This window comes from Akkermansia biwaensis, assembly GCF_026072915.1.
Lineage (GTDB): Bacteria > Verrucomicrobiota > Verrucomicrobiia > Verrucomicrobiales > Akkermansiaceae > Akkermansia > Akkermansia biwaensis.
The window spans coordinates 2318519-2332507 of the sequence record NZ_AP025943.1 but is presented as its reverse complement, the minus strand read 5'-3'; the positions used below and the strand labels follow the sequence as shown (position 1 = coordinate 2332507).

Here is a 13989-nt window from a genome sequence, read left to right as displayed (position 1 = left end):
TATATGAATAACTTTACGCCCAGGGCGCAACAAGTACTGGCGCACGCGCGCCGGGAAGCGGACCGCTTCAATCATCACTATATAGGAACCGAACACCTTCTTCTCGGCCTTCTCAAACTGGGCAAGGGCGTGGCCGTCACCATCCTGGAAAACCTGGGGGTGGAGCTCAACGCCGTGCGCCAGCAGGTGGAGCAGCAGATAGGCCGGGGCACGGAACCCCAGGCCGAAGGCAACATCCCCTACACCCCCCGGGTGCGCAAGGTCCTGGCCCTGGCCAACAGGGAAGCCCAGGAACTCAACCACACCTATGTGGGAACGGAACACCTTCTCCTGGGCCTCATCCGGGACGGCGACGGCGTGGCAGGACAGATTCTGCGCCACTTCGGCGTGGATCTGGAACAGGCCCGCCGGGAACTGCTGGACGTACTCACGCCCAAATACCAGATGGACGCGGATGAAGACAACATCATTCCGGACGACGATGACGAGGAAGAGGAAAACGACTCCTCCGCCATCCCTTCGGACGAACCCGCAGCCCCCGCCTATTCCAGGCAGCAGAAATCCAAGACGCCCGCCCTCCAGGCGTTCGGCCGCGACATGACCCATCTTGCCCGCGACGGCAAGATGGACCCCGTCATCGGCCGCTCCTCGGAAATCGAACGCGTCATCCAGATTCTGTGCCGCCGGAACAAGAACAACCCTGTTCTGCTGGGAGAAGCCGGGGTGGGCAAAACCGCCATCGTGGAAGGACTGGCCCAGGAAATAGCCCAGGGCCACGTTCCGGAACTCCTGCGCAGCAAGAGGGTCATCTCCCTGGACCTGGCGCTGATGGTGGCGGGCACGAAGTACCGCGGCCAGTTTGAAGAACGGCTCAAGGCCGTGATGGACGAAATACGCCGGGAAGGCAACGTCATTCTCTTCATCGACGAACTGCACACCATCGTGGGCGCCGGTTCTGCGGAAGGCTCCATGGACGCCTCCAACATCATCAAGCCCGCCCTTTCCCGCGGGGAGCTCCAGGCCATCGGCGCCACCACGCTCAATGAGTACAGAAAGCACATTGAGAAGGACGCCGCCCTGGAACGCCGCTTCCAGCAGGTGCAGGTGGGGGAACCCTCCGTGGAGGACACCATCCAGATACTCGCGGGCATCCAGCCCAAGTATGAGGAACACCACAAGGTGCACTACACGAAGGAGGCCGTGGAAGCCGCGGCCAAGCTCTCCCACCGCTACCTGACGGGGCGCTTCCTGCCGGACAAGGCCATCGACATCCTGGACGAAGCCGGTGCGCGCAAGCGCGTCTCCCAGATGACCCGGCCCGACAACATCAGCCAGATGGAAACCCGCATCGAGGAACTCAAGGAGCGCAAGACCCAGGCCGTGGGCGCCCAGCTTTTTGAAGAAGCGGCCCATATCCGCGACGAAGAAAAGCAGGCAGGCAGGGAACTCCAGAACATGCTGGACGCCTGGCGCACGTCCTACGAAACCAACTATGTCCCCGTCACGGAAGAAGACGTGATGGCCGTTCTCGCCAAATGGACCGGCATTCCGCTGGCCCGGATGGAGGAAAAGGAAACCACCAAGCTTCTCCGCATGGAGGAAGAACTGAAAAGCAAAGTCATCGGCCAGGACGAGGCGGCCTCCGCCATCGCCCGCGCCCTGCGGCGCAGCCGCGCGGACATCAAGGACCCGCGCCGCCCGATCGGCTCCTTCCTTTTCCTGGGGCCCACCGGCGTAGGCAAGACCTACCTGGCGCGCAACCTGGCGGAAATCATGTTCGGCACCGCGGACGCCCTGATCCAGGTGGACATGAGCGAGTACATGGAAAAACACACCACGTCCCGCCTCATCGGTTCTCCTCCCGGCTACGTAGGCCATGACGAAGGCGGCCAGCTCACGGAAGCCGTGCGCCGCAGGCCCTACTCCGTCATCCTGTTTGACGAAGTGGAAAAAGCCCACCCGGATGTCATGAACCTGCTTCTCCAGATTCTGGAGGAAGGCAGCGTGACGGATTCCCTGGGCCGCAAGATCAACTTCCGCAACACCATCATCATCCTGACCTCCAACGTGGGGGCCGCCTCCGCCAAGAGGCAGAGCACCATGGGCTTCGGAGCCATGGCCTCCGACAAGGCGGACTACGCCGCCATGAGGGAAAAAATCCTTGAGGAAGCGCGCAAGCAGTTCCGTCCGGAATTTCTCAACCGCTTTGACGAAATCTCCGTCTTCCGCATGCTGGAACGGGACGATCTGGAACACATCGTGCAGCTGGAGGCGGACAAGCTCATCTCCCGCCTCAAGGCCAAGGACATCGCCCTGTCCCTGAGCCCGGAAGCCCTGAGCCTGATCATCAAGAATGGGTACGATCCGCAATACGGAGCGCGCCCCATGCGCCGCGCGATCGAACGCCTGCTGGAAGACCCGCTGGCGGAAGCGCTGCTGCGTGGAGACGTGAAGGCCGGAGACAAGATCGAAGCCGTGCAGACGGACGGGGCGGAAACGCTCAACTTCCTGCACATTGCCGACAAACCCGCAGAAAAGGTGAAAACGCCGCGCAAGAGGGCGCCGCGCAAACCCAAACCCAAGCCCAAGGCGGAATAATTCTTCCCTACGGAACCGGCAGGCCCCCCGCATTCACCCATGCGGGGGGTTTTGCTTTTTCGGGGAATCAGGAACAGACGCTGAAAATTCTGAAAAGAAAAGGGTTCATCCTTCCGTAGTCATCACCATGGCGACACTTCCTTTGCGTACCTTGTTCGGGACGCTGCTGGCCTTATGCTGCATGCATGCCGGCTACTCCCTTTCACCGGAAGAACGGGAGGCGGCCCGTTCCGTCATGGAACGGACCGTCCCCGCCCTGAAAGCCGTCCCCGGCAAACTCAAGCTGGAAGCCGTCAAACAGGAAAACGGCTGTGATGTTTTTGAGACGGAGTCCTCCGGCGGGGTCCTGACCGTACGCGGCAGCAGCGGAACGGCCCTTTGCCGCGGATTTTACGATTTTCTCAAAACAAACGGACTGGGCATGGTTGCCTGGGATAACAAGGACATCCGCTGGCCGGCCCGGATTCCGGATACCCCCCGGCGCAGGGTTGCCTCCCCGTTCCGCCATCATTATTACTTCAATGCCGTCACTTACGGCTATACCATGCCCTACTGGACATGGGAACGCTGGGAGCGGGAAATCGACTGGATGGCCCTGCACGGCATCGACATGCCCCTGGCCCTGGCGGCAACGGAAGGAATTGCCGTCCGCGTATGGAAGCGCCTGGGCCTCACGCAAAAGGAAATAGATGAATTTTACACAGGTCCGGCCCATTTGCCGTGGCAGAGGATGGGCAATCTTGTCAACCATGACGGCATCCTGAACGACAACTGGCACCGGGACCAGATCGCCATGCAGCACAACATCCTCCGCAGGATGAAATCCCTGGGCATGAAACCCGTTTGTCCGGCATTCTCCGGCTTTGTCCCCCAGGGAATCAGGCGTCTTTATCCGGAGGCAAAACTTCACCGTTTGGGCTGGGGCGGATGGCCTCAAAAAAACGCGGCCCATTTCCTTTCTCCGGAAGATCCCCTTTTCCTCCACATAGGGAGCCTGTACATGGAAGAATGGCAGAAGGAATTCGGAAAAAACACTTATTATCTGGCGGATTCCTTCAACGAAATGGAGCTTCCCGTAAATACGGACGACCCGAAAACCCGCGATCAAATGCTCAGCGCGTTGGGAGAACAGGTGTACCGTTCCATTTCCTCCGTTAATCCGGATGCGGTCTGGGTCATGCAGGGATGGATGTTCGGATACCAGCGCCACATTTGGAACGCAGACTCGCTGAAAGCGCTGCTCAGCAAGGTTCCGGATGATCAAATGCTCCTTCTGGACCTGGCTGCGGATTATAACAAGACATTCTGGCACAACGGGATGAACTGGGATGTATTCAAAGGTTTCTTCAACAAGCCCTGGGTGTACAGCGTTATTCCCAACATGGGAGGCAAGTGCGCGATGACGGGCGTGATTGATTTTTATGCCAACGGCCATCTGGAAGCCCTGGAATCGGCCTCTAAAGGGAAGCTTGCCGGCATGGGCATGGCGCCGGAAGGAATAGAGAACAATGACGTCCTTTACGAACTGGTTACGGACGCCGCATGGCGGGACCGCAGGGAAAACGTGGAACAATGGCTGGAAAACTATTGCCGGGCCAGGTACGGGGCATGCCCGGATTCGTTAAAAACAGCTTGGAGCCTCTTCCGCAGCACGGCTTACTCCAATCTGAAAGACCACCCGCGTTTCAACTGGCAGTTGAAACCCGGCGCCCGCAGCAGTTCCGTCGATGCCAGTGAAGATTTTCTCCGGGGCCTGGCCTTGTTCGTCAATACGGAGGGGCTGGAACATTCCCCCCTGTTCCGGCAGGATGCCGTTGAAATGGCGGTCCACTACCTTGGAATACGCATGCACGAGGCCATCCAGGCCGCCCTGGAAGCTTTGGACGAACAAAACCCTGAACATGCGGAGAAGTGCATGGCACGCTTCCGCGAATATGCCCTTCAGGCGGACGCCCTTCTGGAAAGCCATCCTACGTGGCGGCTGTCACGCTGGATATCCTTTGCCCGGGCCCACGGAAAAACCGGGGAGGAAAAAGACGCCTATGAGGAAAACGCCAGACGCCTGGTCACCATTTGGGGGCCGCCCGTAAACGATTATGCCGCAAAGTTATGGAGCGGCCTCATACGCGATTATTACCTGCCGCGCTGGGAGCATTTTTTCCAAAACAGGCTCAAGGACAAAGCTCCGGACATGGAGGCATGGGAAGAAGCCTGGGTCCATTCCCACGGAGTGAGCCCCGCGCGCCGCCCCGGCGATATCATCCGGGCATGCCGCCAATACGTCCGGGAAGCGAAACCGCTCCCTCTCTCCTTGAAAGGAGGCGGTTCAGGCTCGGCTATCGGCAACTGGACTCCGGCGGAAGTATCCACGGAATGGAAATGGGTGGCCTGGCCCGTCTCTCCGGATGACCTGAAAAACCTCCGGGGCGTCCGGTTCACGTACACGTCAGGACGGCATGCCCTGGAAATAGAGCAGGTGGAATTAGTGGGCGACGGCAGGATGATAGACGGCCGCCGTCACGCCGGACTGGCAGGAAAACCGTCCCGGGAGAATTGTTACCAACTCTCCCTGCCTGAAGGCGTCCACGCCAACAACGGACTGCTCATCAGGGCCAAAGTAAGAACCGTGGGAGGGAATGATTCCCGCGGAAAAATAGAGCTTTTGAAAAAGAATGGCTGAGAAGGAGAAAAGGCTCCAACTTCCTCTTCACGGTCTCAGACAGGAAACCTACATATCCAGGCGGTGCAAATTTTCCACCCTGCTGTAACCCATCTTTTTCAGGATTTCCATGGCGCGGTCCGCACGCTTGCCCGTACGGCAGTACAAAAGAAGCAGAGTATTCTTATCCGGCACCAATTGCGGGGCCAGCGTCTCTACTTCATCCACAGGAATATTCACTGCGCCGTCCCTGTGTCTGGCATGGAATTCCTCCGGAGTCCGGACATCGATCAGCATGATCCCGTCCGCCGCCGGAGCGGGAGACACGACGGACACGGCCCGGACCTCGCGTCCCTCCGCCTGCTTCCATTTGGCCCACACGAATACGGCGGTCAATCCGGTCACCATCACCACGTAGGGCACGACGTTTCTCATCCTTTTCATCTTCCTGACGCCTGAAAACTAATCAAGTCAAATTGGAACACGAGGAAATGCGGAAAAGTTCCCCTCACGCTTCATCGTCAATAACCACGGCCTGGGACGCATAGCCGAAGGCGGGGCTGCCCCACTCCACTACGTCCCCCGGCTTCAAATAGCGGGGAGGCTTCATTCCCATCCCCACGCCGCCCGGCGTGCCGGTGGAAAGAACGTCGCCGGGCCACAGCGTCATGAACCGGGAGACGTACGCGACCAGTTCCGGCACGGGCCAGATCAGCCCGTCCGTATTGCCCTGCTGGCGGATTTCCCCGTTTACCTTCAATTCCAGGGGTACTCCGGAGCCGTCGCCCAGTTCCTCCGCGGAAATAAAGGTAGGACCCACCGGAGCAAAGCTGTCGTAGCTCTTCCCCTTGGTCCACTGGCCGCCGTGCTCAAGCTGGTTGGCCCGCTCGGAATAATCGCACATCAGGGTATAGCCGCTGATGGCGCGGGCTGCCTCTTGCGGAGTGGCGTTCTTCAACACATCCCGGATGACGACGGCAAGCTCTATTTCATAATCCAGCTTGTCGCAGCCGGGAGGGTACAGAACCACGTCACAGCAGGAAGTGATGGCGGAAGTGGATTTCAGGAAAATGGCGGGCTCCTCCACGGAGGCGCCGTCAAATTCCCTAGCGTGGTCGGCATAGCTCTTGCCCAGGCACACCAGCTTGGACGGGGAACAGGGAAGCGCCGTATCAATCATCCAGTCCCGGTCGGCGGCCTTGGCGGCCGGATTGTCCAAAAACTCCGCTATCCGCTTCATTTCCTCCCCTGTGGAATCGGTATCCCCGCAAATGCAGGCTTCCACTTCCTTCAGCACGGAATCCGCCACCAGATAAGCCTGACGGGATTCGCTCCACAGAGCCATGGTTCGCTCCGCCTGGTCATTAAGATAAAACCTGATTTTCACCTCATCACTATAGCAGGCGACCGCAGGCTGACAAAGGCACGCCCTGTCATCCGCCTGAAACGAGGGCGCCCGGAGATTACCCGCGTAGGGCTTGCTTTCACGGAACAGGCATACTATCATATTTGCCCTTAACTGATACATATCATGTCCGACCAAGTATATTTTTTTGACACCACCCTTCGCGATGGAGAACAATGCCCCGGAGCTTCCATGAACCTCCGTGAAAAATTGGAAGTGGCCCGTCAAATGGAACGACTCGGAATGGATGTCATTGAAGCGGGGTTTCCCTGCATCTCCGACGGAGACTTTGAGGCGGTGCATACCATCGCCACGGAAATCAAGAAATGCCGCATCGCCGGGCTGGCCCGCTGCGTCAAGGCGGACATTGAAGCGGCGGCCAGAGCCCTGGAACCGGCAGGCGACCGCGCGCGCATCCACATCTTCCTGGCCACCAGCAAGCTGCACATGCAATTCAAGCTGAAGAAGGCGGAAACGGAAATCCTGCGCATGGCGGCGGAAGGCGTGTCCTGCGCCAGGCAATTCGTCCAGGACGTGGAATTTTCCCCGGAAGACGCCTCCCGCACGGACCTGGACTTCCTGACCAAGGTCGTGGAAACCGTCATCGACGCCGGAGCCACTACCGTCAACATTCCGGACACCGTCGGCTACACAACGCCCGACGAATTTTACCGCATCATCCGCCACTTGAAGGAAAACGTGCCGAACATCGACAAGGCCGTCATTTCCGTGCATTGCCACAACGACCTGGGGCTGGCCGTAGCCAACTCCCTGGCCGCCATCCGCGCCGGGGCCCGGCAGGTGGAAGGCACCATCAACGGCATTGGCGAACGCGCCGGAAACGTGGCGCTGGAAGAAGTCATCATGGCTCTGCGCACCCGTTCCGACCAGTTCGGCAGCGTCAAGGACAACATCAACATCAAGGAAATCGTCCGCACTTCCCGCATTGTGGCGCGCATGAGCGGCATGCAGGTGCAGCGCTCCAAGGCCATCGTGGGGGAAAACGCCTTCGCCCATTCCTCCGGCATCCACCAGCACGGCATCCTTAACTGCCGGGAAACCTACGAAGTCATGGACCCGCAGGCTGTCGGCTGGGGTTCCACGGAACTTCCGCTGACCAAGCACTCCGGACGCGCCGCCGTCAAGGCCAGGCTGGAGCAGCTGGGCCACGTACTGACGGAAGAGGAAGTCAACACCGTCTTTGAGCGTTTCAAAAAAGTAGGCGACTCCAAAAAATTCGTCTATGACGACGACCTTTCCGCGATTGTGGATGACTCCCTGCACGCTTCCTCCGGCCTCTGGGAACTGGACTTCCTGCAATTCGTGGCAGGCAGCCACGCCCGCCCCACGGCTACGGTCGGCCTGGTCAAGGAAGGGAAAAAGTTTGAAGACAGCTCCACGGGTAACGGAGCGGTGGACGCCGTCATCAAGGCCATTGAGCGCATCACCAAGCGCAAAGGCACCCTGAAGGGCTACAGCGTCAACGCCGCTTCCGAAGGCAAGGACGCCCTGGGAGAAGTCACGGTGCATGTGGACTTCGGCCTACCCAAGCCCGTTGTGGGCAAGGGTGCGTCCACGGACGTCATCGAAGCCTCCGCCCGCGCCTATCTGAATGCGGTCAACCGCTTCATTCGCATGGAAAACATGCCCCGGCCCGCAGATGCGGACAAGGGAGCCATCTGACCAGCGGCCCTTGATCCCTTCCCCCTGCCCCCGGCGGCGGGGAGGGAAACGCCCTTCCCCGGACAACGAGCTATTTGCTTGATTCCGGGTATTTACCATGCCATAAACATCCGCCCCCCTGAAAACACTGTACACGCCCATGAAAATACCATTTCTCTTGTTGTGCCTGGCCTGCGGCGCCATGGCCGCGCCTTCCGCCAAAAAACAGCCGGACGCCGCCAAGCCGCTCCCGCCCCTGGAAAAAGCGACCATCTCCATTGACGGCCATCCCGAAAGTGTGGCCGCGGACGACCAGGGCAACATCTACTTCACCTCCATCGGAGCCAAACTTACGCCCACGGAAGAGGACAAGGACGGCTATCTGGGTGTCATTCCCTACGGTTCCACGGAGCCTAAAAAGATCACGGACGTGGACACCCTGAACGCTCCCAAGGGGCTTCTGTACAAGGACGGCTTCCTGTACTGCACGGACATCAGCATGGTTTACAAGATAGACGCCAAAACCGGTGCCATAGAAGGGTACGTGGACTTGTCCCCCTCCCGCATGAAATTCCTCAATGACCTGGCCTTCATCAACGGCAGGCTCATGGTCTCCTCCACGGACACGGACCAGATATTTTACGTGGATACGGAATCCAAATCCTACGGGGAGCTGGTGACCAAACAGCCCATCCACAAGCCGAACGGCCTGGCCTGGGACCCGGAAAGAAAAGTCATCTACGTCTGCGAATACGCCACAGATGAAAAAGGCAAGCCCAGCGGAAGGCTCCTTTCCGTAAACCCCATTTCCCGCGAGGTAACGGAACTCTCCAGGGAACGGGGACAGTACGACGGCCTGGCCTACCGCGACGGCGCGCTCTACTACAGCGACTGGTCCCAGGACAAAAAGCCGGAAGCCATACGCAGGCTGGACCTGAAGACGGGCCGTTCCGCCCCCGTAGCCACCGGCCCCATTGAAGGGACGGCGGACTTCATCCTGTACGGTCCCATGATCGTGGCACCGGGCATGACTGAAAAGAAAATCCACATCATGCCCATTGGTGGGAAAAAATAACTGCCCCGCCGCAATCTGCACCACGCCTTTCAAGTCCGCCCGTGGCATCTGCCGCGCTGGCGGGCTTTTTCAATTTACGGCTTGAAGTGAACGGAGGATGCGTTTAGGTAATGGGGATATGAGCAAGATTTCAGACCAAATCATGGACGGCATGAAAACCGCCATGAAAGCCAAGGACAGCGTCACCCTCAACACGTTGCGCGCCCTCAAGACGGCCATGACGAATGCCGCCATCGCCAAGGGAGGCCTGGGCACGGAACTGGACGAAGCGGAGGAACTGGCCGCAGTCCGCAAGCAGATCAAGCAGCGCGAGGACTCCGCGCAGCAGTTCCGCTCCGCCGGACGCCATGAACTGGCCGACAAGGAGGAAGCGGAAATCACCGTACTCAAGCAATTCATGCCTGCGGAACTCGGCAGGGAGGAAGTGGAAGCCATCCTGGAAACCGCTATGCAGGAAACCGGGGCCTCCGGCAAAAAGGACATGGGCCGGGTCATGAAGCTCATGCAGGAACGTACCGCGGGCAGGTTCAACGGCAAGGAACTGGCCCAAATGGTATCCGCCAGACTGTCATGAGCTGCTGCGCCGCCATCATTGTGGCGGCCGGGTCTTCCCGGCGCGCCGGATTTGACAAGCTGCTGGCCCCACTGCACGGGGTCCGCGTACTGGAACGCAGCATCCGCGCCTTTGCCAACTGCCGTGAAGTCTCGGAAATCGTCGTGGTCTGCCCGGAAGAACGCTTCCATGCCATTGACGCCGCAGACCTGGAAGCGGGCATTCCCATCACCCGCGTGGACGGAGGGGCGGAACGCCATGAATCCGTGCAGAACGGACTGGCCGCCCTGCTTTACACACCGGAGCTGGTGGCCGTGCACGACGGTGCGCGCCCCCTCATCACCGTCGAGCAAATCTCCCGCTGCATCCAGACAGCCAGGGAATGTGGAGCGGCAGCCTCCGCCCGCCCCGTCACGGACACGCTGAAAAGAGCGGACTCCGAACGTTTCACGCTGCCCGAACAGGTAAACAGGGAAGGCCTCTGGTGCATGGAAACTCCACAGGTATTCCAATACTCCCTGTTGCTGGACGCCTATGTGGAAGTCTCCGAACGGGACATCCGGGTGACGGACGAAGTCACTGCCCTCCAGCTCATCGGACATCCCACGCGCCTGGTGCACAACCATGAGCCCAACCCTAAAATCACCTGGCCGGAAGACATCTCGCACGCTGAAATGCTGCTGGAACTCACACACCGCCGCAATGACTCATGACCAGCCTGCTATGTACAGAACCGCGCACGATCCTCATCCTGGGCACGGGTTATCTGGGCCGGGCCCTGGCCGAACGCCTGCGGGAAGCCGGGCACATTCCCCTCACAGCGGACATTGACCCTCAGCAGGCCATCTATGAAGCGGACATGACGGACTCCGCCTCCATGCACAGGCTGGCGGCGCGGATTCCGGAACCGTGCCTCATCGTCATGTGCGCCAGCACGCGGGGAGGCGGAACGGAAGCCTACCGCAACCTGTATACCCGGGGGGCGGAAAACACGCTGGAAGCATTCCCCGGAAAACCGGTTATCTTCTGCTCAAGCACTTCCGTGTACGGCATTACGGACGGACGCTGGGTGACGGAGGAGCACAACGTCTACCCCACCACGGAAAAAAGGCGTCTTCTTCTCCAGGCGGAACAGGCCGTTCTGGCCGCCAAGGGAACCGTCGTACGTCTGGCGGCCCTCTACGGACCGGGACGCTGCATCCTGGTCTCCGACTATTGCGCCAAGGGAGCCGCGCTGCCCGGCAACATGGACAGATGGATGAACTACATCCACAGGGACGACGCCGTTTCCGCCCTGTTCCTGCTGTGCACGCTCCGCCACCCGCCCCGCGGCATCTACAATGCAGCGGACCGCACACCCATGCAGCTGAGTGAAATCTACGCCTACCTCTCCGGGCTGCTCGGCATTCCGGCCCCACCTCCGTCCCCGCCGCGTTCCGGAGGCCGCCGCGGAGACACCAGCCAGCGCGTCTCCTGCGCCCGCCTTCTGTCCCTGGGCTGGGAACCGCTCTACCCAAGTTTTGCGGACGGCGTGCACAACGTTCTGGAAGCGCTGGAAGAATAAACCTGCTTCCGTTGGCCGCTGTCCTGGTTGCCGTTTTGCAGGCCTGACGCATTGAATACTCCTCTTAACATTCCGGCAGCCTCCGGAACTGTTCTCCGAAAAAAGATACATTCTTCAAAGCTCTTTTCCCGTTAAAAAGGAACTGCCTGAAATGACCATCACAAGCACGGCTTCCGAACCCGTTCCGCATTCTCCCCATGAACGGCGCTTCTTCCGTCTCATTCCGTGGGGCATGGCCCATACCGTGCTGATGCTCTGGATAACGGGAATGGCTGTAATCCTGGCCGGGCAGAACGGTCATCCGGCTGTACATTCCCGGCTTTTGGAAATCAAACCTTCTCTGTACGCCTCCGGACTGCTGGCTGTTCTCCTTGCTGCGGGTTGCCATATCTGCCGCCGCTGCCGCAGGATGCAGCCCCTCCTTTCCCCCCGCGTGACAACCTTCTGCGTAGCCGCCTTCATGCTGGGCCTGCTCTCCTTCCTCCTTTACGCCGGACTGACAGCCTCCTATGCGCCGCCGGACAGCGCCTTCTCAAAACTGGAAATTCCCTCCGTTTATATCCATGAATTTTCCGGGGGCGCCCTGGTATTCAGCCTGGTTCTTCCCCTGGGCCTCCTTTCCCTGGCCGCCTCTCTTCAGGCTTCCAGAAATCATGTGCCCGGAATCAAAGACATTTTGGTGGTCTTGTGGTGCCTGCTGGTTCCATTCCTGTTCATCTTCCTCCTCCGTTCACCGGAACCGGAAGGAAAAAGCTATTCGGCACCCTTTCACGAGCAGAAGCTTCCAATAAACAAAGAGGCGTCAGGCTTCATTCGCGGACTCTCTCCGCGTCAGGAAAACACGGTTTCTCCGCCGAACGGAACCCGGACAACGTCCGATGCACGGAGTCTGTATCCCTGACTGTCCCCCTTCTTGACTTGCACGGCGGGAACAGGCACAATCCTGCGCGCCATGCGTATCATTACAGGACTTCAACCCAGCGGCAAACTGCACATCGGCAACTACTTCGGAGCCATGGAACCTGCCGTCCGCATGCAGGACCGCGGAGAATCCTACTACTTTCTGGCGGATTACCACGCCATGAGCACCGTACACGACGCGGACACCCTGCGCGAAAACTGCAAAAATCTGGCGACGGACTTCCTGGCGGTGGGGCTGGACCCGGAAAAATGCGTCTTCTTCCGCCAATCTTCCGTGCCGGAAGTCAATGAACTGGCCTGGATACTCAGCACCGTATGCCCCGTAGGACTGCTGGAGCGCTGTCACTCCTACAAGGACAAGATCGCCAAAGGCTTTTCCCCCAGCAACGCCCTCTTTACCTATCCCGTGCTGATGGCCGCGGACATCCTGATGTATGACTCCGACCTGGTGCCCGTAGGCAAGGACCAGAAACAGCATCTGGAAGTCACCCGCGACCTGGCCGGCAAAATGAACGAGCAATTCGGGGAAGGAACCTGCAAGCTGCCGGACGCTCTCATTGCGGAAAGCACCGCCATCGTCCCCGGGCTGGACGGTCAGAAAATGAGCAAAAGCTACAACAACACGCTCCCCATCTTCGGGGAGGAAAAAGCCACCCGCAAGCTCATCATGAGGATTCCCACGGACTCCACCCCTGTGGAAGAACCGAAGCCGACGGAAAACTCCATCATCCTCCAGCTCTACAAGCTCTTCGCCTCCGCGGAAGGCTATGAAGACATGATCCGCGACTTCCGGAACGGAGGCTGCGGCTACGGCGACTTCAAAAAACGCCTCTTTGACGCCTACTGGGAATACTTCCGCGCCGCGCGGAAACGCCGGGCGGAGCTGGAAGCCAGCCAGGACTACGTGCACCAGGTGCTGGAAAATGGCGCAAGGAAGGCGCGGGGAACGGCCTCCGTGGTGCTGGACCGGGTGCGCCGGACCGTGGGCCTGATTTGAAGGCGGAAGGGAAATGCCGCGAAACACCGGGAAAAACACGTTTTTTAGTGGTATGGAAAACCACGGAATGCTATACAGGAGTATATGAAGAATATTCTGGTCGCCATCGATTTTTCCAACGCTACGGATGCCGTCATTCACCAGATCGGCAAACTGGCCTGTCCCAACGACAGCATCGTCCACCTGCTCCACATCGTGGAACCCAGCATCTGTTATGAAGTCTCCGGCGTTCTCCCGGATGAAGTCCCCGTTCCGGTCATGGACCAGACGGAGGAAAACGAAGTCATGACCATTGCCAAAAACCATCTGAAGAAAACGGCGGAAAAGCTCTCCCGGCTGACGGACGCCACCATCATCCAGGCGGTGGAGGACGAATTTGAAATCAGTGAGGCCGTCATCAACTACGCCGAAAAACACAACATAGACATGATTGTGGTAGGCAAGCACAACCACGGCTTCCTCTCCACGGTCTTCCTTGGCAGCGTAGCCAGTTCCGTGATGCGCAAATCACCCGTGCCCGTGCTGGTGGTTCCCGTCACCAAGGAAGAGGATTAG

At 59.3% G+C, this 13989-nt stretch carries 12 protein-coding genes; 10 read left to right on the top strand and 2 right to left on the bottom strand.

The genetic code is table 11. The features are described 5' to 3' along the window. Positions 1–3 precede the first annotated feature (3 nt). Complete coding sequence (locus tag OQH67_RS09640) at positions 4–2598, top strand: ATP-dependent Clp protease ATP-binding subunit (protein WP_215434856.1); 2595 nt, start codon at positions 4–6, stop codon at positions 2596–2598. Positions 2599–2725: 127 nt separating this feature from the next. Continuing rightward, positions 2726–5278: an alpha-N-acetylglucosaminidase gene (locus OQH67_RS09635; RefSeq protein ID WP_215434857.1), complete on the top strand. Its 2553-nt coding sequence runs from the start codon at positions 2726–2728 to the stop codon at positions 5276–5278. A gap of 48 nt (positions 5279–5326) precedes the next feature. On the opposite strand, the gene OQH67_RS09630 is transcribed toward OQH67_RS09635, so the two are convergent. After that, positions 5327–5701, bottom strand: coding sequence for a rhodanese-like domain-containing protein (locus OQH67_RS09630; RefSeq protein ID WP_215434858.1), 375 nt, complete (start codon positions 5699–5701; stop codon positions 5327–5329). Between the two features lie 64 nt (positions 5702–5765). Continuing rightward, positions 5766–6764, bottom strand: a complete 999-nt coding sequence (locus tag OQH67_RS09625; RefSeq protein WP_215458859.1) for a fumarylacetoacetate hydrolase family protein — start codon at positions 6762–6764, stop codon at positions 5766–5768. Positions 6765–6788: 24 nt separating this feature from the next. On the opposite strand from OQH67_RS09625, the gene OQH67_RS09620 reads away from it, so the two are divergent. From OQH67_RS09620 to OQH67_RS09585, 8 genes are all read left to right on the top strand, one after another. Continuing rightward, on the top strand, positions 6789–8345 hold the full coding sequence (locus OQH67_RS09620; protein WP_215434860.1) for a 2-isopropylmalate synthase: 1557 nt from the start codon (positions 6789–6791) through the stop codon (positions 8343–8345). A gap of 139 nt (positions 8346–8484) precedes the next feature. After that, positions 8485–9399: an SMP-30/gluconolactonase/LRE family protein gene (locus OQH67_RS09615; RefSeq protein ID WP_215434861.1), complete on the top strand. Its 915-nt coding sequence runs from the start codon at positions 8485–8487 to the stop codon at positions 9397–9399. A 118-nt stretch (positions 9400–9517) separates the two neighbouring features. After that, the gene (locus tag OQH67_RS09610) at positions 9518–9973 is read left to right on the top strand and encodes a GatB/YqeY domain-containing protein (protein ID WP_251828157.1); all 456 of its coding nucleotides are present in this window, start codon (positions 9518–9520) and stop codon (positions 9971–9973) included. After that, the gene (ispD, locus tag OQH67_RS09605; RefSeq protein WP_215434863.1) at positions 9970–10665 is read left to right on the top strand and encodes a 2-C-methyl-D-erythritol 4-phosphate cytidylyltransferase; all 696 of its coding nucleotides are present in this window, start codon (positions 9970–9972) and stop codon (positions 10663–10665) included. Before OQH67_RS09610 ends, ispD begins: the two co-directional genes overlap by 4 nt. Next, positions 10662–11516, top strand: coding sequence for an NAD-dependent epimerase/dehydratase family protein (locus tag OQH67_RS09600; protein ID WP_215434864.1), 855 nt, complete (start codon positions 10662–10664; stop codon positions 11514–11516). The genes ispD and OQH67_RS09600 overlap by 4 nt, the downstream gene beginning before the upstream one ends. A 151-nt stretch (positions 11517–11667) precedes the next feature. Beyond that, on the top strand, positions 11668–12417 hold the full coding sequence (locus OQH67_RS09595) for a hypothetical protein (protein ID WP_215434865.1): 750 nt from the start codon (positions 11668–11670) through the stop codon (positions 12415–12417). A 51-nt stretch (positions 12418–12468) separates the two neighbouring features. Next, positions 12469–13434: a tryptophan--tRNA ligase gene (gene trpS, locus OQH67_RS09590; RefSeq protein ID WP_215434866.1), complete on the top strand. Its 966-nt coding sequence runs from the start codon at positions 12469–12471 to the stop codon at positions 13432–13434. Positions 13435–13518: 84 nt separating this feature from the next. Next, complete coding sequence (locus OQH67_RS09585) at positions 13519–13989, top strand: universal stress protein (protein WP_215434867.1); 471 nt, start codon at positions 13519–13521, stop codon at positions 13987–13989.